22 protein-coding genes and 1 riboswitch are annotated in these 22,980 nt (G+C 70.0%); of the genes, 8 read left to right on the forward strand and 14 right to left on the reverse strand.

Annotation, left to right across the window (positions count from 1 at the left end; all coding sequences use genetic code 11):
- Positions 1–122 precede the first annotated feature (122 nt).
- The 6 genes from ACX80H_RS13005 to ACX80H_RS13030 all read right to left on the reverse strand — a co-directional run bounded on the left by ACX80H_RS13005 (position 123) and on the right by ACX80H_RS13030 (position 4,892).
- A complete protein-coding gene (locus ACX80H_RS13005) occupies positions 123–1,376 on the reverse strand; it encodes a molybdopterin molybdotransferase MoeA (RefSeq protein WP_459313775.1) in 1,254 nt (417 codons plus the stop codon).
- Positions 1,373–1,657, reverse strand: a complete 285-nt coding sequence (locus ACX80H_RS13010) for a DUF6457 domain-containing protein (RefSeq protein ID WP_459313776.1) — start codon at positions 1,655–1,657, stop codon at positions 1,373–1,375. Before ACX80H_RS13010 ends, ACX80H_RS13005 begins: the two co-directional genes overlap by 4 nt.
- A 17-nt stretch (positions 1,658–1,674) precedes the next feature.
- Complete coding sequence (gene mobA, locus ACX80H_RS13015) at positions 1,675–2,280, reverse strand: molybdenum cofactor guanylyltransferase (protein WP_459313777.1); 606 nt, start codon at positions 2,278–2,280, stop codon at positions 1,675–1,677.
- Positions 2,277–2,774 carry an HNH endonuclease gene (locus tag ACX80H_RS13020; protein ID WP_459313778.1) on the reverse strand — a complete coding sequence of 166 codons (498 nt, stop codon included), beginning with the start codon at positions 2,772–2,774 and terminating at the stop codon, positions 2,277–2,279. Before ACX80H_RS13020 ends, mobA begins: the two co-directional genes overlap by 4 nt.
- A gap of 219 nt (positions 2,775–2,993) precedes the next feature.
- Complete coding sequence (locus ACX80H_RS13025; RefSeq protein ID WP_459313779.1) at positions 2,994–3,899, reverse strand: NlpC/P60 family protein; 906 nt, start codon at positions 3,897–3,899, stop codon at positions 2,994–2,996.
- A 5-nt stretch (positions 3,900–3,904) separates the two neighbouring features.
- A riboswitch (cyclic di-AMP (ydaO/yuaA leader) is annotated at positions 3,905–4,082 on the reverse strand.
- A 111-nt stretch (positions 4,083–4,193) separates the two neighbouring features.
- Complete coding sequence (locus tag ACX80H_RS13030; RefSeq protein ID WP_459313780.1) at positions 4,194–4,892, reverse strand: iron-dependent transcriptional repressor DtxR; 699 nt, start codon at positions 4,890–4,892, stop codon at positions 4,194–4,196.
- Positions 4,893–5,145: 253 nt separating this feature from the next.
- On the opposite strand from ACX80H_RS13030, the gene serC reads away from it, so the two are divergent.
- Positions 5,146–6,270, forward strand: coding sequence for a phosphoserine transaminase (serC, locus tag ACX80H_RS13035; protein WP_459313781.1), 1,125 nt, complete (start codon positions 5,146–5,148; stop codon positions 6,268–6,270).
- On the opposite strand, the gene ACX80H_RS13040 is transcribed toward serC, so the two are convergent.
- Genes ACX80H_RS13040 through ACX80H_RS13050 form a run of 3 tightly spaced genes read right to left on the reverse strand, consistent with a single transcriptional unit; the run spans position 6,267 to position 8,622 of the window.
- Positions 6,267–7,538 carry an MFS transporter gene (locus ACX80H_RS13040; protein WP_459313782.1) on the reverse strand — a complete coding sequence of 424 codons (1,272 nt, stop codon included), beginning with the start codon at positions 7,536–7,538 and terminating at the stop codon, positions 6,267–6,269. The two genes, serC and ACX80H_RS13040, sit on opposite strands and share 4 nt — an antisense overlap.
- 34 nt (positions 7,539–7,572) lie before the next feature.
- Positions 7,573–8,229, reverse strand: coding sequence for a DUF3027 domain-containing protein (locus ACX80H_RS13045; RefSeq protein WP_459313783.1), 657 nt, complete (start codon positions 8,227–8,229; stop codon positions 7,573–7,575).
- Positions 8,230–8,238: 9 nt separating this feature from the next.
- On the reverse strand, positions 8,239–8,622 hold the full coding sequence (locus ACX80H_RS13050) for a cold-shock protein (protein ID WP_087075479.1): 384 nt from the start codon (positions 8,620–8,622) through the stop codon (positions 8,239–8,241).
- Positions 8,623–8,795: 173 nt separating this feature from the next.
- Between ACX80H_RS13050 and ACX80H_RS13055 the strand changes: the two genes are divergently transcribed.
- The 6 genes from ACX80H_RS13055 (at position 8,796) to ACX80H_RS13080 (ending at position 15,950) form a co-directional block, all read left to right on the forward strand.
- A complete protein-coding gene (locus ACX80H_RS13055) occupies positions 8,796–9,080 on the forward strand; it encodes a hypothetical protein (RefSeq protein WP_459313784.1) in 285 nt (94 codons plus the stop codon).
- A 113-nt stretch (positions 9,081–9,193) separates the two neighbouring features.
- A complete protein-coding gene (locus ACX80H_RS13060) occupies positions 9,194–11,608 on the forward strand; it encodes a helicase-associated domain-containing protein (protein WP_459313785.1) in 2,415 nt (804 codons plus the stop codon).
- On the forward strand, positions 11,601–13,259 hold the full coding sequence (locus ACX80H_RS13065; protein ID WP_459313786.1) for a DNA repair helicase XPB: 1,659 nt from the start codon (positions 11,601–11,603) through the stop codon (positions 13,257–13,259). The genes ACX80H_RS13060 and ACX80H_RS13065 overlap by 8 nt, the downstream gene beginning before the upstream one ends.
- A gap of 56 nt (positions 13,260–13,315) precedes the next feature.
- Entirely contained in the window at positions 13,316–14,026 is a 711-nt protein-coding gene (locus ACX80H_RS13070; RefSeq protein ID WP_459313787.1) for a response regulator transcription factor, read from the forward strand.
- Positions 14,027–14,036: 10 nt separating this feature from the next.
- Positions 14,037–15,596: a sensor histidine kinase gene (locus ACX80H_RS13075; protein ID WP_459313788.1), complete on the forward strand. Its 1,560-nt coding sequence runs from the start codon at positions 14,037–14,039 to the stop codon at positions 15,594–15,596.
- A gap of 63 nt (positions 15,597–15,659) precedes the next feature.
- Positions 15,660–15,950, forward strand: a complete 291-nt coding sequence (locus ACX80H_RS13080) for a WXG100 family type VII secretion target (protein ID WP_459313789.1) — start codon at positions 15,660–15,662, stop codon at positions 15,948–15,950.
- 116 nt (positions 15,951–16,066) lie between these two features.
- On the opposite strand, the gene groL is transcribed toward ACX80H_RS13080, so the two are convergent.
- From groL to ACX80H_RS13095, 3 genes are all read right to left on the reverse strand, one after another.
- The gene (groL, locus tag ACX80H_RS13085; protein ID WP_459313790.1) at positions 16,067–17,704 is read right to left on the reverse strand and encodes a chaperonin GroEL; all 1,638 of its coding nucleotides are present in this window, start codon (positions 17,702–17,704) and stop codon (positions 16,067–16,069) included.
- 304 nt (positions 17,705–18,008) lie between these two features.
- On the reverse strand, positions 18,009–18,626 hold the full coding sequence (locus tag ACX80H_RS13090) for a LytR C-terminal domain-containing protein (protein ID WP_459313791.1): 618 nt from the start codon (positions 18,624–18,626) through the stop codon (positions 18,009–18,011).
- Positions 18,627–18,667: 41 nt separating this feature from the next.
- Positions 18,668–18,973 carry a DUF3263 domain-containing protein gene (locus ACX80H_RS13095; RefSeq protein ID WP_459313792.1) on the reverse strand — a complete coding sequence of 102 codons (306 nt, stop codon included), beginning with the start codon at positions 18,971–18,973 and terminating at the stop codon, positions 18,668–18,670.
- Positions 18,974–19,083: 110 nt separating this feature from the next.
- Here ACX80H_RS13095 and ACX80H_RS13100 point away from each other — a divergent pair, with 110 nt between their 5' ends.
- Positions 19,084–19,911 carry a uracil-DNA glycosylase gene (locus ACX80H_RS13100; RefSeq protein ID WP_459313793.1) on the forward strand — a complete coding sequence of 276 codons (828 nt, stop codon included), beginning with the start codon at positions 19,084–19,086 and terminating at the stop codon, positions 19,909–19,911.
- 167 nt (positions 19,912–20,078) lie between these two features.
- Here ACX80H_RS13100 and ACX80H_RS13105 read toward each other — a convergent pair whose 3' ends face one another.
- Together ACX80H_RS13105 and ACX80H_RS13110 are read right to left on the reverse strand one after the other, a co-directional pair.
- Positions 20,079–21,713, reverse strand: a complete 1,635-nt coding sequence (locus ACX80H_RS13105) for a threonine/serine exporter family protein (protein WP_459313794.1) — start codon at positions 21,711–21,713, stop codon at positions 20,079–20,081.
- A 104-nt stretch (positions 21,714–21,817) separates the two neighbouring features.
- Positions 21,818–22,891, reverse strand: a complete 1,074-nt coding sequence (locus ACX80H_RS13110) for a lipid II:glycine glycyltransferase FemX (RefSeq protein WP_459313795.1) — start codon at positions 22,889–22,891, stop codon at positions 21,818–21,820.
- Positions 22,892–22,980 lie beyond the last annotated feature (89 nt).

Raw genomic sequence — 22,980 nt, forward strand, 5'->3', positions numbered from 1 at the left:
TCCAGCCACCTCCCGGCACCGTCGTCCACCGGACGAGGAGGTGGACAGCACGGGAGGGACGGGCGCCGGGGCGGAATCCCTCCGGCGAAGGGAGCGCCCTGGCTCCCGCATCGCCGCCCGGGTCAGCCGACCCAGGGCAGCGGGAGCGACGGGACGTCGTCGCCCGGCTCGCAGCCTGCTGCAGGAACGACCATCACGCCGTCGGCCCCGGCCAGCCCGCGCAGCATGCCCGAGCGCTGGTGGGTGCTCGGGACGGCCCTCCCGGACTCGAGCCGGTAGGGCACCAGCCGGCTCCTGCCCTGCAGGGGCTCGAACGCGTCGGCGCTGGTGACGGCGACGGGTTCCTCGAGGGCGGTGCCCCTCAGGCCTGCGAGCAGCGGTGCGGTGACGGTGAGCATCGCCATCATGGCGGCCAGGGGGTTGCCGGGGAGTCCCACCAGGAAGCGGCCGTCGGGCAGCCGCGCGAGGAGGGTCGGGTGTCCCGGCCGCATGGCGATACCGTCGATGAGAAGCTCGGCCCCGAGTTCGGCGAGGGCGCGGCGGATGTGGTCGGCCGAGGAACTCCCCGTCCCGCCGGTCGTGATCAGGACGTCACCCGATGCCCGTGCGAGCGAGGACTCGTCGGTCGGCTCCGCGCTGATCGCCGCCACGACGTCGTCGAGGTCGTCCTTCGCCCGGCTGGCGACGTCGACGTGGCCGCCGAGCATCGCGACGAACCCCGGGAGCTGCGGCCCGAAGGTGTCACGGACCTGACCGGGATGCGGCAGGCCGTGATCGATGACCTCGTCGCCGGTCATGAGCAGGGACACGCGCGGTGCCCTCAGGACAGCGAGCGTGTCGTGCCCGCACACCGCGGCCAGCGCGATCTGCGCCGGGTTGAGGACGACGCCGGCGGGAATGGCCATGGAGCCTTCCTCTGCTTCCTCGCCTGCCGGCCGGATGTGCTCATGCAGCGACGGCTCGCCGGGCCGGGCGGCCTCGTTGCGGTCCAGCAGGTCCCCGCGGATCGATCCGTGCTCCGTGCGGAGGATGCCGAGGGTGTTCCGGGGAACCACGCCGCCCGTGAGGATGAACGTCGCCTCACCCGGGGCGAGCGAGATCCCGCCCGAGTCGGCGTGGGGTGCGGGCCTGCCCCGGGCATGGTCCTCCGCGGGGCGCACGAGCTTCCACGGGGGCTCCCCGTTGACGGCCCAGCCGTCCATCGCCGACGACGCATAGTGCGGAATGGCCTGCAGGGCATGGACCGGCTCGGCGAGCGTCTGACCGAGGGCATCCGCGAGGTTCACCGTCTGGAACGGCAGCGGGCGCCCGGCTCCGTGCGCCAGCGCGCGGGCGGTCCTCCAGTCGACGTCGCGGGCTCCGGTGTTCTCGCTCATTCCGGGCTCCCTTCCGCCGCGGCCTTCGCGCAGAGCGCGTCGGCCACAGCCATCGCCGACCGCATCGCCAGCTTCTCGTCGGCCTGTCCGCTGCCGACGGCGAGGCCGGCAGCGTAGCCGACGACGAAGGTGGTCAGGGGGGCCGCCGGGCGGACGACGCCGTGCGCCGCCTTCCCCGCCAGGCCCAGGACGGCGTCGATGTCCACGTCCGTCCCGTCGATCTCGAAGGCGGCGAGCAGTTGCTCGGTCCAGTCGTGCAGCAGCTTGTTCCGATCGTCCATGGGCCCTCCGGGCGTTACTAGGGGACGTCGATTCCCAGCGCTCGGGCATCGTTCCAGGTGTCGACGTCGTGCGTTGTGCCCGGCGCAACCGGGACTGGTCTTGTCTTCACACTAGCAAGGAGGCTGCGCATGGACAGGTTGTCGGCAGGTCCGTGCGCGAGGACGGCGTCGATGGCGGCCGCGAGGTCGGCGCTCCGGTACAGCGCGGCCAGCGGCTGTTCACGCCCGTCGTCGACCGCGACCAGGGACTCCGGTGCTCCCGCGGCAGCCTCCCGGAGCAGCACCTCGAGAAGGACGGCGATGCGGGGCATGTCGCAGGCGACGACGGCGCACCACGGCGCCCTTCGTCCTGGTCCCGCCCGGAATCCGGCGACGACCGCCGCTGCCGGTCCCGCGAAAGCGGGTTCCTCCCGCACGAACACTGCCGCAGGGGGAAGCCGTCCGGCGTCGTCGGGCTCCGGCCCCACGACCGTCAGGCGCCCGGCGCAGGCGAGGGCTGCGCAGGTGCGCTGGAGCAGGGTCGTGCCCTCCAGGACCAGTCCGGCCTTCGGCACGCCGCCGAGCCGGGAGGACCTGCCACCCGCGAGGACCACGGCGTCGAACTCCGGTACGTCGAGGATCACGCAGCGGTCTCGCTGAGGAACTCGTTCCATTGCGGCGCCGGCTTCTCGAGCTCGCGGATCTGCCACTGCGGTCCCCGCGGAGGCATCGGCACGATGCGCAGCTTCCAGCCGAGGCTGCCGAGGGTCTTGTCCCCCTTGGCGTTGTTGCACTTCAGGCAGCAGGCCACGAGGTTCTCCCAGGTGTCCCCTCCGCCCCTGGAGCGCGGCAGGACATGGTCGATGGTCGAGGCGGTCTTGCCGCAATAGGCGCACAGGTGGTTGTCGCGACGCAGCACCCCCCGCCGCGTGGCTGTCAGGTCGTGGCGGTACGGGATCTTCACGTAGCGGTTGAGGAGGATCACCGAGGGTCTCCCGAGGATCTCGGTGGGGCCGACGACCGGTTCGCCGTCCTCGGCGACGACGCTCGCCTTCCCCGTGAGCACAAGCACCAGCGCCCGGCGGAATGTGATGACCGCAAGTGGTTCATACCCAGCATTCAGAACAAGAGTGCGCATGCGTTGGCCTCATTGCTGACCTGTTCCCCGCAACCGGTTGCCATCCCGGGTACGGGAGAAGAGCTTCGGATTGACACTGCAAGGGTAAGCCGGAGACCCGCCTGCGGCGAACCCCGGCCGGGCGGGCTTGACGTACCGCACCCGGGCTCCTCCTGCGACCGCTTAAACGCAGGAAACCGGCACAGCGTGCCGGTTCCCTGATCCTGGTGCGTGCGGTGATCAGCCGCCGACGCGGATGTACACGCCACCCGAGCCGAGCTCGGCCGGTGCGATCACCGTGGTGTTGCCGTTGAATCCACCGTGGACGGCCTGGCCGCCACCGATGTAGACAGCGATGTGGGCTGCGCCCATGCCGCCGTCGGCGTAGTAGATGAGGTCGCCCGGGATGGCCTCGCCGGCGCTCACGGTGCGGCCCAGGGAGAGGTAGCCTGCCGGCCAGCCGTGGAAGTTGATGCCGGCAGCGGCGAGGGAGTTGCTGGCCAGGCGCGTGCAGTCCTGCATGACGCCGAGCTGGCCCTTGGCAGCGGCGGCGATCGTCGCGGCGACACCAGAGGAGACCGCAGGGGCGGGAGCAGGTGCGGGTGCGGGAGCAGGTGCGGGTGCGGGAGCAGGTGCAGGGGCGGGGGCAGGTGCAGGGGCAGCTGCGGGAGCCGGCGCGGGAGCAGCGACGGCCTGGACGGCAGCGGCAGCCTGGACGGCGGGAGCCGGAGCTGCGGGAGCCTTCACGACGGGAGCGGGAGCGGCGGGAGCCTCAGCAGCAGGAGCCTCGACGACGGGAGCCGGAGCGACGGGGGCTTCGACGACCGGGGCCTTCTTGGCGACGACCGGCTTGGCGTGGACCTTCACCGCGGTCCTGTTGAAGGACACGACGGTCTTGGACGACGCGACGACGGCCTGGCGGGCCGAGGGAAGGGTGATGCTGGAGGATGCGACGTCGCGCTGCGGCTGGAGATCGGCGGCGTTGGCTGCAACTCCGCTGGTCAGCACGAGGCCGGAAGCCGCGGCGATGACGGCGGCCTGGCGGCCGACCGATCCTGCGTTCGACGCTACTGCGGCGGAAAGAGCGGTCAGCGGGTTGGCGTTCTGGGGCGCGCGGTGGCGGCCCAGCAAAGAGCTGGTGGACACGTTGGATTACCTCTCCCAACGCCTGCGAGGTGAGCTGTCGGATTCGGATGGGAGTCACCCGGCCGCTGCGGTAACAGCGACTTCACCCCAAGGATTTCTCGAAAGAAACCCGAAACTTGGTTCCCCCGCCTCTGCCATGCGATGGTGCGGACGGACCTCGAGCAATGGCAGAGCTAGGCGATTTGCAGGAGGGTGCCGGATCTAGAGCGAATTTGGCACGAAATGAACCGTACAACACGAATGCCGGTTATGTCACATTCTGGTCACAGAATGGTGTGTTATTGGTGACGGCGGTTACGCCGCGATGGATACGAACACGTGGGACGCCACCTCGGGAGGTAGTTCCAGCGCTCCCTCGACGCCGGGCACGCGCACGGAGACGTACCCTCCGACGGACTCGAGGTTCAGCTGCGCGCCCGGGCGCAGTCCGCCCTCGTCGAGCTGCGTGAGGAGTTCCGGATCCACCTGGATCGGCTCGGCCAGCCGCACGAGCGTGACCTGCTTCTCGGGCGAGTACGTGCCCATCGCGGAGAGCAGCGTGACGACGCCGTCGGTGAACAGCTCGGACTGGACGCCGCCGATGGCCTCGAGCCCCGGGATCGGGTTGCCGTAGGGAGATTCGGAGGGCTTTCCGAGGAGTTCGTAGAGCCGGCGCTCCACGCGCTCGCTCATGACGTGCTCCCAGCGGCAGGCCTCGTCGTGGACGTAGGCCCAGTCGAGTCCGATGACGTCGCTCAGGAGCCGCTCCGCGAGGCGGTGCTTCCTCATGACCCCGGTGGCCCTGCGGCGCCCCAGTTCGGTCAGTTCGAGGTGCCGGTCGCCGGAGACGACCACGAGTCCGTCGCGTTCCATGCGGCCGATGGTCTGGGAGACGGTCGGACCCGAGTGGCGAAGCCGCTCGGCGATGCGGGCGCGGAGGGCAACGATGTTCTCTTCCTCGAGCTCAAGGATGGTCCGCAGGTACATCTCGGTGGTGTCGATGAGGTCCGTCATGCGGTTCAGCTCCTTGGTGCGGTGAGGTCGCGCGGCTGGAATGCCTCACGCCGGTGGGGGTGCCACGGCCGGCACAGCCAGCTCCGCCCCACGCCTCCCAAGGTTAACCCATGGCGCGACGCGCCCGGCAATCAGCCAGGAGCCGCCGCCGGCCGGCGCAGGGGTGTCCCGCTCCGGCGTTCACAAATGGAGGGCCGACCGCCGCTGGGGCAGAATGAGGGCGATACCCGCCACCGACACAGCTGGAGCGACCATGAGCGACCTGCCCCGCATCCCCGAACACCTGCTGCCCGCGGACGGGCGTTTCGGCGCAGGTCCGTCGAAGGTGCGAAGCGGGCAGATCGACGCACTGGTGGCCGCCGGGCCGTCGCTGCTGGGGACCTCCCACCGCCAGGCTCCCGTCCGCAACCTGGTGGGGCGGGTGCGTGAGGGGCTCAGCACCTTCTTCGGCGCCCCCGAGGGGTACGAGGTGGTCCTCGGCGTCGGCGGGTCGACCGCGTTCTGGGACGTGGCGGCGTTCGGCCTCGTCGAACGGAAGGCGCAGCACCTCTCCTTCGGCGAGTTCGGTTCGAAGTTCGCCTCCGCGACTGACAAGGCGCCGTTCCTCGACGCATCGAGCATCATCACCGCCGAGCCCGGCACCCGCCCCGACCCCGTCGCGGAGGACGGCGTCGACGCCTACGCGTGGCCGCAGAACGAGACCTCGACAGGGGTCGCGGCTCCCGTACGGAGGGTGGAGGGGGCGGACGACGGCGCCCTGGTCCTCGTCGACGCCACATCCGCGGCCGGCGGCCTCGACGTCGACGTCTCGCAGGCCGACGTCTACTACTTCGCCCCGCAGAAGAACTTCGCTTCCGACGGCGGCCTGTGGCTCGGGCTCTTCTCCCCCGCCGCGCTGGAGCGTGCCGCGCGGATCAACGCCGGCGACCGGTGGATCCCGGACTTTCTGAACCTCCAGACGGCGATCGACAACTCCCGCCTGAACCAGACCTACAACACCCCGTCGCTGTCCACGCTGGTCACGCTGGACGCGCAGGTCGAATGGCTGAACGCCCAGGGCGGCCTGCCCTTCGCTGCAGCCCGCACCGCGGACTCCGCCGGGCGCATCTACTCGTGGGCGGAGGCCTCACCGGTGGCGAGCCCCTACGTGGCCCGCACCGAGGACCGCTCCAACGTGATCGTGACGGTGGACTTCGACGACACCGTGGACGCGGCACGCATCGCCGCCATCCTGCGCGCGAACGGCATCGTCGACGTCGAGCCCTACCGCAAGCTCGGCCGCAACCAGCTGCGCATCGCCACCTTCGTGGCCATCGATCCCGAGGACGTCTCGGCGCTCATCGCCTGCATCGACCACGTGGTCGGAAACTTCCTCTAGGAGGTCCCGTCCGTCGCCTCGTGGTCCAGCCGGAGCCGGCGGGGCGCCGAACGGTCGTAGCGCAGCCGCACCTCGTGGTACCGCCAGGCCCAGAAGATGCCCGCCGCGGCCGCAATGAGCCCCGAGGCGGCGGCCACCCCGAGGCTCCACCTCGGGCCGAAGGCGTCGGACACCCAGCCCACGACGGGCGCGCCCAGCGGGGTCCCGCCGAGGAAGATGGCGAAGTAGAGGGCCATGACGCGACCGCGCATCACCGGGTCCGTGGTCGTCTGCACGTAGGCGTTGGCGCTGGTCATCAGCGTCAGCGCGAACAGCCCCACCGGCACGAGGGCCGCTCCGAACAGCCAGAGGTTCGGGGCCACGGCGGCGAGGATGCAGGCGACGCCGAACGCGGCCGATGCCCCGAAGATGAACCGCAGCCGTGGTCGGTCCCGTCGGGCGGACAGCAGGGCTCCGGCGACCGACCCTACGGCCATCACCGATGACAGGACGCCGAAGACCCCCGCATCCTGCCCGAACTCGGTGCGGGCCATGGCGGCGATGAAGACGGCGAAGTTGAGCCCAAAGGTGCCGACGATGAAGATCGCGAGCATCACGATCAGCAGGTCCGGCCGGTGGCGTACGTAGCGGAAGCCCTCACGGATCCGGCCCTTGCCCGGCGCCTGCCGCGGCTGCCGGTTCAGCTCCGACGCCCGCATGGCGAGGAGGACGTAGACCATCGCGCCGAAGGTCAGGGCATTGATGAGGAAGACCCAGCCCGGGCCCACGCCGGCCGTGAGCAGGCCTGCGACGGCGGGCCCGACGAGGCGGGCTCCGTTGAAGGACGCACTGTTGAGGGCCACGGCGTTGGGGAGGTAGTCGTCGCGCACCAGCTCGGAGACGAACGCCTGGCGGGCCGGTGCGTCGAAGGCCGACACGACCCCGAGCGCCAGGGCGAAGGCGTAGACATGCCACAGCACGGCGACATCGAGGAGGACCAGCAGGCCGAGACCCACTCCGAGCAGGGCCATGGCGACCTGCGTGGTGGCGAGGAGGCGTCGCCGGTCGACCGTGTCCGCGATCAGCCCGGCCCAGGGGGCGATGACGAGCTGCGGCCCGAGCTGGAGCGCCATCACGATCCCCAGGGCGGACGCGTTCTGCGGTGTGAGGATGTCGTAGACGAGCCAGTCCTGGGCAGTACGCTGCATCCAGGTACCGATGTTGGAGATCAGTGCTCCGATGAACCAGAGCCTGTAGTTGTGGATCCCGAGCGATCGGAAGGTGCTCAAGCCCCTCCTCTTCGGTTCCGGCGCCACTGCTGCATCACCCGGCGTCGGGCTGCCCTTCGGCGTCGCGGCTCGTCGCGTCATCGGTCCGGTCCGCGGACGTCCCAGCGGCACCGTCCAGGGGGCCGGCGTCGTCGCCGTCCCCTGCTTCCTCGCGCGACCCCGCGTCCCGCCCGGCGTCCTCTGCGGATGCGTCGTCCGGCGCCTGGTCCTGATCCGGAGCGGCAGGAACCTCGTCCGACGGCGTTCCATTCGAGGGCGTCTCGTCCGGCTCCGAGTCCTCGGGGCGGACCCGCTCCGACCACGGCAGCCACTCGGGTGCCAGCAGCGAAGCCGCAGAGGGCAGCAGTCCCACCTCGCAGACCGTCACGTCCTTGCTGCGGGCGACCCGGGCGACGCTGGCGTACCACTGCCAGCCGCCGTATCCGGGCACGAAGGCCTCGAACCGGTGGGTGACGAGGCGCTCGCCCTCGATCGTGGCGGACACATGACGGCCCACCTGCGCCTCGGGAGCGACCTCGAGCACTCCGCGGCGAGCCCTGTCAACGGCCGCTTCGAGCACGGCGTCGGACTTCGGGATGCGGCGCGACACCCGCGGTTTCCGCGCTGCTTCCGCGGGGGTGGCCTCAGTGGGTGCGGCTCCGGCGTCGGTCGGAGCGGCGCCGTCGGCGGTCTCCAGGTTGCTCGAGGTCATGGTGGAAGCCTACGCGTCGAGGTCGTCGGCAACCGCCCTCAGGACGGCGGCGACCTTCGAAGCGTGGGACTTCTCGGGGTAGCGCCCCTTGCGGAGCCCGTTGGACACTCCGTCGAGGAGTTTGATGAGGTCTTCCGTGATGACGGCCATGTCATCCGCACTCTTCCGCGTCGCCTTGACCACGGACGGTGCCTGCTCGAGGATGCGCGCCGACAATGCGGAGGGTCCGCGGCGGCCGTCCGCCACACCGAACTCCAGTTTGGTGCCGACCTTGACCTCGCTCACGCCGGCGGGGAGCGCGGAGGCGTGCAGGAACACCTCCTTGCCGTCATCCGTGGCGAGGAATCCGAATCCCTTGTCCGCGTCGAACCACTTCACTTTGCCGATGGGCACGTCGTTACCTCTTCTTAGCTGTACCGGGCGGGATGCGCCTGCGGTTCCGGTCCCGGGTGCGGGGACACCACCTGGTGCCCAGGCGCACCGCCACCGCCGGGGAAGTCTGTGTCTCCTAGGATATAGCTTTTCCGGCGGCTCCCCTGCCGGGGTTCTTGTAGTCTGGGACGGCTATGATCCCGAACGAACCGGCACCGCGCCCCTCCCCCGAGCACCCCCTGCAGGGCACCGGCGGTGGGTCCGGGCAGTCCTCCCGCCTCCGTCGGGCGCTGATGGTCCTCGCCGTCGCGTTCGCCGCTATCGGCCTGGTGTCGCTCGCCGCGATCCTCCTCACCGCCTTCCTCCAGGGGGCGGTATGGCCCGGTTTCGTGCTCGCCACCTACTTCTGCCTGCCGATCGCCTTCCTGCTGATGGCCGCGGCCGTCGTCTCGTCGGCCGCCTCCCGCCGGAGGTCCTGACCGCTTCGACGGCAGCAGCCCGGCCCCACCGGCAGTAACCCGGCTTCGTCGGCAGTAACCCGGCGGAGCAGGGATTCCTCGCCCTGTCGGAGGCGCCGGGTAACCTTGAGGGGATGTCCGCGATCCGAGCACTGGCCGAACAGCTGGCCCTCCGGAGCGATGACGAACTGCGGAGCCTGCTTGCCGTCCGGCCCGACCTCATCCTCCCCCCGGTGCCTGATTTCGCCGCGCTCGCGGCGAGGGCATCCACCAGGGTCAGCCTGCAGCGCGCCCTCGACAACGTGTCGCGCCCCCAACTCCAGGTCCTCGAGGCAATCGTGGTCCTCGGCGAGGACGACGGCACTGCCGTGACCCGGGAGCGCCTGGTGTCCGCCTTCACGACGGCGCAGGCCGAAGCGCTCGATACGATCCTCGCCGACCTCGGACGGAGGGCCCTCGTCGTCGGTTCTGCGGAGGATGGCTTCCTGCCGGTCGGAGCGCTGGCCGATGCCCTGGGACCCTACCCCGCAGGTCTCGGGCGGCCCTTCCGCACCCTTGCCCGGTCGGTCCCGCGCTATGGACCGGCGCTGGTCCATGCCGTGGCCCTCGTCGACAGCGGAACGCCCACCGACGCGATGACCGCTGCGTCCGCCGCGCAGGTGCTCGACGGCGTCGTGGCCGATCCGGCTGCATGGCGCCGCCTCCTGGCCGGCGCTCCCGAGGACGCGGAACCGCTGCTGTACCGGCTGCGCGATGCCCCGGTCGGCTCGACGGCGACGGGGGGCGGGGGCGGGGCCTCGCCCGCCGTGCGCTGGCTGCTGGACCGCTGCCTGCTGGCACCGCTGGACGCCCTCCACGTCGAACTCCCGCGGGGAGTGGGCATGGCGCTCCGCGGCCACGTGGTCTTCCCGGCCCTCGAGGCGACCCCGCCCGTCGGGGCGGAACGGATCACGCGCGCGAGCCTGCGGGACAACGCCGCCTTCGGCGCGATCGCGGAGACCCTCCGCGTCGTGACCGCCCTCCTCGGATCCGTCGCTGCCACCCCGGTCTCCACGCTCCGCTCCGGAGGAGTCGGCGTGCGGGAGCTGCGACGCGTCCGCGAGGCGCTGCGCAGCGACGACGGCGAGGCCGCCTGGCTGCTGGAACTCGCGGCCGCCGTCGGGCTCCTGACCCTCGACCCCGACGATTCGCGCTGGAAGACCTCGCGCCTCGACGCCTGGGAAGCGCTGGACCGCGAGGCCCAGTGGCTCCTCCTGGTCGAGGGATGGCTGGCCGTGGACCGCGCACCGGCCCTGGTCGGTTCCCGGCTGCCCGACGGGACGGCCGTCAACGCCCTCGCCGCCGAGGCGTCCCGTCCCGATGCACCGATGGTGCGCCAGCGGTTCCTGGCCGTGGCCACCGACCTCTCGGGTGCCGGCCCTGAAGAGGACGGCGGGCCTGCGGCCGGCCCGGCCGCGGTGCCGGTCCTCACCGAACAGTCCGTCATCTCGCTCGCCACCTGGCACCAGCCGCGGCTGCACCGGCGCTTCGCCCGCCTGATTCCGGGCATGCTGACCGAGGCGGCGTCACTGGGCCTGACGGGAAGCGGTGCGCTCACCGACGCGGGGCGCCTCGTGGCGGAGGGACGCTTCGAGGAGGCCGCCGACGGCATCCGCCGGGCCCTGCCGGCCCCGGTGTCCCACGTCGTCCTGCAGGCCGACCTCACCGCCGTCGCTCCCGGGTACCTGCAGCCCGAGGTGGCACGGGGGCTGCTGCGGATGTCCACACCGGAAGGACAGGGACCGGCCACCACCTACCGCTTCTCCGCCGACTCCATCCGCTCGGCGCTCGACGCGGGCGAGGACGCGGAGTCGATCCTCGCCTTCCTGCGCACCTCCTCCGCCACGGAGATCCCCCAGGCCCTGACCTACCTCGTCGAGGACACCGCCTCGCGGTACGGCAGCCTCCGGGTCGGGCGCGCCGGGAGCTACCTGCGCACGGACGACGACGCGGTCGCCGCGGCCGTCCTGGCGGACCCTCGTGCGACGGCGCTCGGGATCCTGCAGGTGGCGCCGACCGTCCTGGTGTCGGCCGCCTCTCCCCCGGAACTGACCGCGCTCCTGCGGGATCTCGGGTTCACACCGGCAGCGGACGCCGTGGCTGCCGTCGCGAAGGCGCCCTCCGATGCCGAGCCGGCGCCGGCCGCCCGGGTCTCGCCGGAACAGCTCCGGTCACGGCTCAACCCCTGGTCGGTCGCCGAGGAGGAGATCGCGGCACAGGTCAGCGTGCTGCGCTCGGCGCGGCCGGGGCCCGCCGACTCAGCGTCCGGTTCCGACAACGAGGTCCTCCTCGGACTGGAGACCCTGCGGGCGGCCATCCGGTCGCGCAGCCGCATCCGCCTCGGCACCGCCGACAGCGAAGGGAATCACGTGCGCCAGGTCCTTGTTCCACTCTCGGTATCGGGAGGGCGCCTGCGGGTGTTCGATCCCGAGAAGCAGGTGGAGAAAGTCGTGTCCGTGCACCGCGTCATGGACGTGGAAATCCTTGAAGGGAGCCCCGCAGATGGCTGACGGGCCGCTGATCGTCCAGAGCGACAAGACCATCCTGCTCGAGGTGGACCACGAGCAGGCCACCGAGGCGCGCCACGCGATCGCCGCGTTCGCCGAGCTCGAGCGAGCCCCCGAGCACGTGCACAGCTACCGGCTCACGCCGCTCGGGCTGTGGAACGCACGTGCCGCCGGACTGGATGCCGAGCGGGTCCTCGACACGCTCCTGAAGTACTCGCGCTTCCCCGTGCCGCACGCCCTCCTCATCGACATCGAGGACACGATGTCGCGCTACGGCAGGCTCCGCCTCGAGAAGGACCCCCAGCACGGCCTCGTGCTGCGGACCTCCGACTATCCGGTGCTCGAGGAGGTCCTGCACGCCAAGAAGATCCAGCCCCTGCTCGGGCCGAGGATCGACGGCGAGACCGTCGTCGTGCACTCGTCCCAGCGCGGACAGCTGAAGCAGCTGCTGCTCAAGCTCGGGTGGCCCGCCGAGGACTTCGCGGGCTACGTCGACGGGACGCCGCATCCCATCGCGCTGGCCGAGGACGGCTGGACGCTGCGCCCGTACCAGCAGCTCGCCGTCGAGAACTTCTGGTCCGGCGGCTCCGGCGTCGTCGTCCTGCCGTGCGGAGCGGGGAAGACCCTCGTGGGGGCCGCGGCCATGGCCACGAGCCAGACCACGACGCTCATCCTCGTCACCAACACGGTGTCGGCCCGGCAGTGGAAGGACGAGCTGCTCAAGCGCACCTCGCTGACCGAGGACGAGATCGGGGAGTACTCGGGGGCCGTGAAGGAGGTGCGGCCGGTGACGATCGCGACCTACCAGGTCCTCACGACGAAGCGCGGCGGGTTGTACCCGCACCTCGAGCTGCTCGACGCGAATGACTGGGGCCTGATCGTGTACGACGAGGTCCACCTCCTCCCGGCACCGATCTTCAAGATGACCGCCGACCTCCAGGCACGCCGCAGGCTCGGGCTCACGGCGACCCTCGTCCGCGAGGACGGCCGGGAGGGAGAGGTGTTCTCGCTCATCGGGCCGAAACGGTACGACGCGCCGTGGAAGGACATCGAGGCCCAGGGCTACATCGCACCCGCCGACTGCGTCGAGGTCCGGGTGGACCTGCCGCGGGACGAGCGCGTCGCGTATGCCATGGCCGACGACGCCGACAAGTACCGCCTGTGCGCGACGTCGGACACGAAGTCGGACGTGGTGGAGAAGCTCGTCGCTGCCCACCGGGGCGAGCAGCTGCTCGTGATCGGCCAGTACATCGACCAGCTGGACGACCTCGCCGCGCGACTCGCGGCCCCCGTCATCAAGGGCGAGACGACCGTGCGGGAACGCCAGCGGCTCTTCGACGCCTTCCGGGCGGGTGAGATCCACGTGCTCGTGGTCTCCAAGGTCGCCAACTTCTCGATCGACCTCCCCGAGGCATCGGTCGCGATCCAGGTCTCCGGGTCCTTCGGATCGCGGCAGGAGGAGGCACAGCGCCTCGGCCGGCTCCTCCGGCCGAAGAGCGACGGCCGGGCCGCACGCTTCTACACCGTCGTCGCCCGGGACACCCTCGACCAGGACTTCGCCGCCAAGCGCCAGCGGTTCCTCGCCGAACAGGGGTACGCCTACCGGATCCTCGACGCAGCGGCGATCGGCGACAAGGAGCCCAGGGACTCCTGAGCAAGTCTGCAGCGACGGCTCAGCCAATTCACAGACAACGTGCGGATACTGGTGCCGTGAAGAAAACAGTCCCCGAAGCGAAACTGCTGGTCGTCGACGACGAACCGAACATCCGCGAGCTCCTCTCGACCTCGCTGCGGTTCGCCGGCTTCGACGTCGTCGCCGCCGCGAACGGACGCGACGCCCTCGCGGCCGCCGAGGCGCACAACCCCGATCTCGCCGTGCTCGACGTCATGCTCCCCGACATGGACGGATTCACCGTCACCCGGCGCCTGCGGGCCGCCGGCCGCCACTTCCCCGTCGTCTTCCTGACGGCGCGGGACGACACCGAGGACAAGGTCACCGGCCTGACGGTCGGCGGGGACGACTACGTCACCAAGCCGTTCAGCCTCGACGAGGTGGTCGCCCGCATCCGTGCCGTCCTGCGGCGCACGCACCCGCTCGAGGACGACGACGCCGTGATCCGCGTCGCCGACCTCGAACTCGACGACGACGCACACGAGGTCCGGCGCGGAGGAGAGACGATCGACCTCTCCCCCACCGAGTTCAAGCTCCTGCGCTACCTCATGATGAATCCCAACCGCGTCCTCTCGAAGGCACAGATCCTCGACCACGTCTGGGAATACGACTTCAACGGGGACGCGTCCATCGTGGAGTCCTACATCTCGTACCTGCGCCGGAAGATCGACCGGAACTCCGACGCCGTCGCCCTGATCCAGACGAAGCGCGGCGTGGGATACCTGCTCCGCTCCGCCGACAAGCGGTAGCGCCCCTCCCTTGATCAAGCGTTGGAACGCGGCGTCCCTCCGCTCGCAGCTGGTCGCGATCATCATGCTCCTCATGATCGTGACCGTCGGCATCACGGGCCTGGCCACCGTGTCCCTGCTGCGGCAGGGACTCGTGGACAGGCTCGACGCCGACATCCTCACCAACGCGAAAGTGGTCTCGGAAACCATCTATTCCGAGGTCCCCGCTGATGACGGGACGGTCCTGCGCTACTACGCGGCGATCCTCGACCGGGGTGCCTCCATCGTCGCCGAGAACCAGTCCTCGGACGCCGCGGACGTTCCCGAGCTGGACGGACTCACCCCGGGCCGGATCACGGACCTCGAGAGTTCGGGCTTCGACGTCCCGGGGACCGCCCCCTCGAGCCAGGGCTGGCGGGTGCGCGTCTTCCCGTTCGCCAACGGCGAGGGGTACCTCGCCATCGCCTCCCGCCTGAACACCGTCAACGAGTCGGTGCAGGAGTCGACGGAGATCATCTTCACCTCGGGCCTGGTCACGACCGCGCTCGCCTCGATCATCGCCTTTCTCGCCGTGACGCGGCAGTTCGCCCCGCTCGCCCGGGTGGAGCGGACCGCCGCCGCCATCGCCACCGGGGACCTCTCCCGCCGCGTCGCCGTCGAGCGCCCCGCGACCGAGATCGGGCGGCTGTCGCGGTCCCTCAACGCGATGCTCGCGCACATCGAGCGGGCGTTCGCCGCCAGGACCGCCTCCGAGGCGAAGATGCGCCGCTTCGTCGCGGACGCCTCCCACGAGCTCAGGACGCCGCTCGTCACCATCCGGGGATACTCGGAGCTCTACCGGCACGGGGCCCTGCAGAAGGACGAGGACATCGCCACCGCGATGGGCAGGATCGAGAGCGAGGCGATCCGCATGGGCCAGCTCGTCGAGGACCTGCTCACGCTCGCCAGGATCGATGAACAGCGGCCCCCGGAGGTGAAGCCCGTGGACCTCATGGTGCTCGGCCACGACGCCGCCTTCGACGCTCGCGCCACGGCGCCGGACCGGTCCATCACCGTCATCGGCCTCGACGGCGGGAATCCGCGCTCCGCTCCCACACGCGGTGACGAGGCCCGTCTCCGCCAGGTGGTCGCCAACCTGATGACCAACGCGCTCCGCTACACCCCGGAGGGCTCTCCCATCGAGATCGCCGTCGGCGTCGCGCCGGTACTGCACGGCACCAGCGACTCCGTCCTCGAGGTACGGGACCACGGCCCGGGCATCTCCGAGGACGACGCTGCCAAGGTCTTCGAGCGGTTCTACCGGGCGGACACGTCCCGCCACCGCGAGACGGGCGGAACGGGGCTCGGACTCGCCATCGTGGCCGCACTCGTCGCGCAGCACGACGGCACGGTGCGGCTGGAGGAGACACCCCGGGGCGGTGCCACCCTGTCCATTCGGCTCCCCCACGTGCCGGCGGACGAGCCGGACGACGATGCTGGTGTGGAGGACAGTACGGGCCCCGCCTCCGAACCCGTGTACTCGAGCGGGATCACCCCGCCGCACGCTCCGTCGACGAAGCCGGTTATCCACAAAGGCCGCGACGACCGCTGACCCCTCGCCGCCGTGCCCTAGCGTCGGACGCGTCAAGGAAGCGCGAGCACACGGGAGCACAGCATGGCATTCTTCAACGTAGACACCGACAGCTTGGCGGCCAAGAGCAACCAGGTGCAGGGCACCATCACGAGGCTGCAGGCGGAGGTCAACTCCATGCAGGCCGGTCTTCGTGAACTGGAGGGGCTGTGGACCGGGCAGGCGGCCACCAATTTCCAGCAGCTGATCCTGCAGTGGCGGGCCACCCAGCAGCAGGTCGAGGAATCCCTCGCCGGCATCAATGCCGCCCTCAACGTCGCCAGCCAGCAGTACGCCGACGCCGAGCAGAGCAACGCGCGCATGTTCCTGAGCTGATTCACCGGGTGCGGGCGCGATCCTGTCGGTGTCGACATCGGAAAAGGGCGGCACCCCCTTTCGGGAGTGCCGCCCTTGTTCGTATTGTGCGCGGGTGGCGCGACCAGCGATGGGGACTAGAAGCCGCCCATACCGCCCATGCCGCCCATGTCGTCGCCGCCGCCGCCGGCAGGAGCTGCCTTCTCCGGCTTGTCGGCCACGACGGCCTCCGTGGTGAGGAACAGGCCCGCGATGGACGCCGCGTTCTGCAGCGCCGAACGGGTGACCTTCACGGGGTCGTTGACGCCGGCAGCCAGCAGGTCCTCGTAGACACCGGTAGCGGCGTTCAGGCCGTGACCGGCGGGGAGACCGCGGACCTTGTCGACGACGACGCCCGGCTCGAGCCCGGCGTTGAACGCGATCTGCTTGAGCGGTGCGTCGATGGCGACGCGGACGATGTTCGCACCCGTTGCCTCGTCACCCTCGAGCTGCAGGTTGGCGAAGGCCTTGGCACCGGCCTGGATGAGTGCGACGCCGCCACCGGCGACGATGCCCTCTTCGACGGCAGCCTTGGCGTTGCGGACTGCGTCCTCGATGCGGTGCTTGCGCTCCTTGAGTTCGACCTCGGTAGCGGCACCGGCCTTGATGACTGCAACGCCGCCGGCCAGCTTGGCCAGGCGTTCCTGCAGCTTCTCGCGGTCGTAGTCGGAGTCGGAGTTCTCGATCTCGGCGCGGATCTGGGCCACGCGACCGGCGATGGCGTCGGCGTCGCCGGCTCCCTCGACGATAGTGGTCTCATCCTTGGTCACGACGACCTTGCGGGCGGTGCCGAGCAGGTCGAGGGTGGCGGTCTCGAGCTTGAGGCCGACTTCCTCGGCGATGACCTGGCCACCGGTGAGGATCGCGATGTCCGCGAGCTGCGCCTTGCGGCGGTCACCGAAGCCCGGGGCCTTGACGGCGACGGACTTGAAGGTGCCGCGGATCTTGTTGACCACGAGGGTGGCGAGGGCTTCGCCTTCGATGTCCTCCGCGATGATCAGCAGCGGCTTGCCGGACTGCATGACCTTCTCGAGGACGGCGACAAGGTCCTTCACGTTGCTGATCTTCGAGTTGACGATCAGGATGTAGGGATCCTCGAGGACCGTCTCCTGGCGCTCGGCGTCGGTGACGAAGTAGCCCGAGATGTAGCCCTTGTCGAAGCGCATACCCTCGGTGAGTTCGAGCTCGAGGCCGAAGGTGTTCGACTCCTCGACGGTGATGACGCCTTCCTTGCCCACCTTGTCGAGGGCTTCGGCGATCAGGTCACCGATCTGCGTGTCACCCGCGGAGATGGAGGCCGTAGCCGCGATCTCCTCCTTGGTCTCGATCTCCTTCGCGGAGGCGAGCAGCTCGTCGGTGACGGCCTTGACGGCCTTCTCGATGCCACGCTTCAGGCTCAGGGGGTCAGCTCCGGCCGCGACGTTGCGCAGGCCTTCCTTGACGAGGGCCTGGGCAAGCACGGTGGCGGTGGTGGTTCCGTCGCCGGCGACGTCGTCCGTCTTCTTGGCAACTTCCTTGACGAGTTCTGCGCCGATCTTCTCGAACGGGTCGTCGAGCTCGATCTCCTTGGCGATGGACACGCCGTCGTTCGTGATCGTGGGGGCGCCCCACTTCTTCTCGAGTACGACGTTGCGACCACGGGGGCCGAGCGTTACCTTGACGGCGTCAGCGAGGATATTGAGGCCTCGCTCGAGGCCGCGTCGGGCCTCTTCATCAAAAGAAATGATCTTGGCCATAACGGCTTAGGTCCTTTCGGGACGGTTGCATTTCAGCACATTAATGCTTGCCTGCGTGTGGTGCCCGCGACGGCCGGGCGATGCCGGAACGATCTCTTTCACGTTCCTGCTCCACCCTCACCACAGAGGTTTGCCTGCTTCACCCGTCACGCGCTTCTTAGCAGTCTGCGCGCGCGAGTGCTAACTCAATAATTAGCACTCCCACCCCGTGAGTGCAAGCCGATTGGGCGCGTCGGAGAACCCTTGCCCCGCTGTCGCAGGGTGCACTCCGGGATGCCGTTCCGGCCACCTCTCGGACTGCAGGTTACTGGAACTCGGGTCCGAGCACGACGGAGATATCGGGCGAGACCTCGGCGCTGTCGACGAGGTTCGTGATACCCAGGTCCTCCGCCAGCGCCTCGGCGCCGGCCCGCTGTGCCTCGCCGTTGTAGAAGACCACGGAGGCGTCCACGGGAGCGCCGGCCCAGTTCCCGGGAAGCGCCGAGGTCCACCCGGCGGATGCCAACCGGCCGGCCGCCACGGAGGCCAGGCCGGGGGCGCCGGTGCCGTTGAGGACGTTCACGGTCTGTGCCCGGTCGGAACCGTCCTCGTCCGCGTCCTCGTCCGAGGCGGAGCTGTTCGAGGAGGGTTCCTCCGTCGCATCCGTGCTCGCGTCGTCGTTCCCCGCCGGCGACGCATCGGAGGCCGGGCCGGACGCGGTGGACTGCCCGGTTGCCGACACCGAGGTACTGCCACCTCCCGCGAGGCCCAGCCCGGGAAGGATGAAGTAGGCGCCCAGGCCGACCAGGAGCGCGAGGACTCCCACGGCGATCTTGAGGCCGAGACCGCTCGATCCGGCAGGGGTCAGCCGCTCCCGGTGGACGCCCTGGCGCGCTGAAGCCTCCGGGACCCTGTCGAACTCGTCCCGCGGGTGCTCGGTCATGGGTGAGGGCGGTCCTTCGCTCGTCGGGGTAGCGGGCAGTTCTAGATGTCCGCGCCGAGACGGCGTGCGGAGCGTGCCTTCTGGCGGGTGGACCTCAGCCGCCTCAGCCGCTTCACGAGCATGGGGTCGTGCGCGAGCGCCGCCTCGGTATCGATCAGCGCGTTGAGCACCTGGTAGTAGTGCGTGGCGGACATGTTGAAAAGGTCCCGGATGGCCTGCTCCTTCGCGCCGGAGTACTTCCACCACTCGCGTTCGAGTGCGAGCATGCGCTGCTCGCGGTCGCCCAGGGCCAGTTTCGCGTCCTGTCCGGAGGCCGCGTCGGCAGGCTGCCGCATCGGCTCAGCCATGTCCACTACCGCCTTCCTTCAGTTGGCACAACTACTACCCAATGGTAGTGGGGAATTACAGGCATGTCATTCGAGCGGACGGCGTCGCGGCGGCGCGGAAGAATGGTGCCATGACCCACGACGACGGCGCCCTCTTCGACCTCCCTGCCTCCTCCACCACGGGTACCGTGCGAAAGACCGGTGGCGGGAGGACACCGACCTCCAACCCGCCCTCGCCGAACGAATCCGTCTTCCCGTTCGCTGCTCCCGCAGGCATCGAGGAGCTGGTCCCCGAGGACTGGGCAGCCGCGCTCAAGCCCGTCGAACCGGTCCTGCACCAGCTCGCGGCATCACTCGCGGCAGATCTGGACAACGGGCTGCGGGTCCTTCCGGATGCGCCGCACATCCTGCGGGCGTTCACCACCCCGCTGGACAGGGTGCGCGTGGTCATCGTGGGGCAGGACCCGTACCCGACGGTCGGGCACGCCGTCGGGCTCAGCTTCGCCGTCGATCCCGCCACCCGGCCCCTTCCCCGCAGCCTCGCGAACATCTATCGGGAGCTGGCCGCGGACACGGGGGCGGCCCCACCCGCCACCGGCGACCTGTCCGGATGGACGGAGCAGGGCGTCCTGCTGCTCAATCGGGTGCTGACGGTCCGGGCCGGCGATCCCGCCTCGCATCGCGGCCTGGGCTGGGAGCTGGTGACGGACGCCGCCATCCGCGCGCTCGTGGCCCGGGGCGGTCCGCTCGTCGCCATCCTCTGGGGCAAGGACGCACTCCGCCTGAAACCGCTACTCGGGGGGACGCCGACCGTGGAGTCCGCGCACCCCAGTCCCCTCTCGGCCTCCCGCGGATTCTTCGGCTCCCGGCCCTTCAGCCGTGTCAACGACCTGCTGGCGCAGCAGGGCGCAGAGCCGATCGACTGGTCACGGACCACGGCCGGCGGCAGGGCAGGCTGACCAGGGCCGCAGCGGGCGGCGAGCACCGGCGCCACTGCAGGCTGCGCAGGCCAGCGCACGCAGCGCGACCCAGGGCGGCCCAGCGCATGCAGGGCGGCCCAGCGCACGCAGCGCGACGCAGCGCGGGCCAGGGCGGCCAAGCGCGACCCGGCGCGGGCAACGCCCGGCTATCGCCGCCGGTTTCGTTGCCGCTCGTTCGAGCTGAGCTTGCGCGTGAACGGTCTCGCCAGGTTGTCGCCGAGGACGACTCCGGCGGCGATGGCCAGCACCACGGTCAGGGCATTGAAGAGGCCGAGGGCGCCGTCGGACACCAGTTCCGAGTCGAGGGTGAGCATGTACATCGAACGGAAGATCGTCAGCCCGGGGTAGAGGAAGAGGACCGCGGGAACAGCCACGACGAGCTGGGGCGCACCGAGCCGGAGGGCGACGACGCGTGACAGCGCTCCGATCAGGATCGCGGCCAGAGCCGGTGCGAGGCGGTAGCCGACGCCTGCTGTCATCGCGCTGATCAGTAAGAGGTACCCGGCCACCGCGACGAGCGACGTGGGGATCACCAGTTTCACGTCGGTCTGCTCGGCGATGCAGATCATCGCGACGGAGATGAAGACCAGCACCGCCACCACGGGCCACGGGTACTGGCTGCCCGATGAGTCGAGGACCTCGAGTTCGGGTATCCCGAGCGCCGTCCCGGCGACGAGCGCGACGGCGATGCCGGCGACCAGCGCCGCGAAGATGAGGATCGCCGAGAGGAACCGCCCGGCGGCCGTGACCGGGAAGCCGTTGATGGCGTCCTGCGTCGCGGAGACCAGCCGGCCGGTCGGCAGGAGCAGGAGGATGCCGCCCACCACGACGAGGGCCGGGGCGATCGGCACCTGCAGCCACCAGAACAGCATGGCGATCAGGGTGACGAGCGCGGACGAGGTCGCGACCGAGAAGAACTCGGGTACGCGCCACTCTCCGAGCTTCCGGCTCACCAGATCCACGAGGATGCAGCTGACGAAGCCGATGAGGGATGCCAGCACCGTGCCGCCGGTGAAGGCGACGATCGCCGCCGCGAAGATGCCGAAGGCGGCCGTGACCATCCAGCGCGGGAAGGGCTTGGGCCGGTGGGTGATCTCGTCGAGCCGCTGGACCGCTTCGGTGCGGGAGACGCCGCCGTCCGCGATATCGGAGACGAGGCGGTGGATGGCGGTGAGGCCCGCGTAGTTGTTCGTCCACGACCGGACCACCCGCAGCACCGTCGTCGGTGTCTGGTCCTTGGCCGAGTAGTTGAGCACCACCGACTGGTTGGTGATGTCCACCTCGATGTTGTCCAGGCCGAAAGCCGCCGTCACGGCGATGATGCTCGTCTCGACCTCGAGTGCTCCCGCGCCGTACCGGAACATCGTCTCGGCCAGGTTGAGCGCGAAGTCCAGGGCCTTGCGGGCGCTGGCATCGGGCCCGGCGACCTGGACCATCGGATTCGCGTAGGGGCTTCCCGCCAGCCGCTCGACGATGCTCATGGCCTGGGTGGGCGGGGATTCCCCCTGCACCAGCCGGCGGAGCATACTGCGGGCAGCGGCATTGGGACGGCTCGACGACGGTACGCGCTCGGGCGTGGTGGGCAGGGCGTCCGCGGGCCGCGGAGCGGACTGGCGCTGGCGGCCCTGCCGAGGGGTCCTGGGCTCCGTCGCCGGGCGCTTCTTCGCTGGAGCGGCAGCCGCCCGCGCCTTCCGGCCGCTCACCCTGCCGGCGGCGAGCTTCTTCTTCTCGTTCTCACTCGGATCGAAGGGCCGCTGGATGACGGGGAGTGCCTCCGCCACAGGCGAAGGGTTGGTGGAAGGCGATCGGCCATCCTCCGGGGTGGAACCGTCTTTCACAGCGGCCTTTCATTCCTCACGCACCGCGGTGGTCCGCGGGCTCTTCCTCAGTAGAACGGCTGGTGCGTGCGTCGCCAGTACACCTGGCGCGCCACGCGCTCCGCAATCGTGTTCCACACACGATACTTCCAGCCGCTGACCACGAAGTCGTAGCAGCCGACGAAGTCCGTGACGGTCTTGGTGAAGCTCGTCTTGAAGAGCCCCAGGCCGTGGTGCGGGTGGTCGGTGTCCTTGAGCCGGTCGCTCGGCGGAGTCCCGCAGAAGTCGTACTCGACGATCCCGAACTCGTCCTTGAGGTCGTTGATCGCCCTCCACTGCACGAGGTGCGAATCACCGTACTGTGTCCGCCCGGGCCGGGAACCGCCGTCCTTGTAGGTCCCCTTCGACCCGTAGTTGATGACGAACGCCCCCACCGAGGGTTCGCCGTCCTCGAACACGAAGTAGAAACGGCCCTGGCCGGCGTCCACGAAATTCTGCCAGAAGCGGCTGTAGTACTCGAAGGAGCGCATGCGGGCCGCGGAACGGTCCTCGATGTGCGCCATCAGGGAGTACATCGCCCGGAAGGTCTCCTGCGTCGGCTCCATGCGCTGGACCTCGACGCCCTCACGTATGGCCCGACGGACGGCGTTACGGCCCCGCGAATGCAGGTTCCGCAGCAACTGGTTGGAGTCCGGAGTGGTGTCCAGGATGGCCGTGCTGTCGTTCGGCTGCAGGTTGAACGTCTTGACGAAGCCTGCTGCACGGAAGACCTCACGCACCTCGGGACCGTCCACGAGGTCGGGTTCCACCTTGATCGCGAAGACCCGGTGCCCCTCGCGCCGGGCGAGGTCGGCCACAGCCCGCACGGCCGCTGGGACGTGATTCGCCTCGGTGACCGCCGGACCCTTGATGAGGTACCAGAGGGCTCCGAGCAGGGGCACCCTCTTCTCGAGGACGAGGTTGTAACTCGTCGAGTCCGGTCCCTCGAGGACCAGGAACCGGGGCCGCCACCCGTGGTGCGCCTTGACCTCCGCGAACGCCGCGGACTGGAGCATGTTGCCGCCGCCCGGATTGGACGTCACCAGTGCGTCCCAGTCCTGCTGCTCCGTCGTGGTGGCGAAACGGGCGCTGAAGTCGGCCAAGATTCCTCATTTACTGGTGGGCGGCGAGCGAAGGACGCCCTCAAGTCTAGCGGCTGCGCACCTGCCTCCCGTGGAGCCGGCGTCAATGT

The organism is Arthrobacter pasteuri (assembly GCF_054510955.1).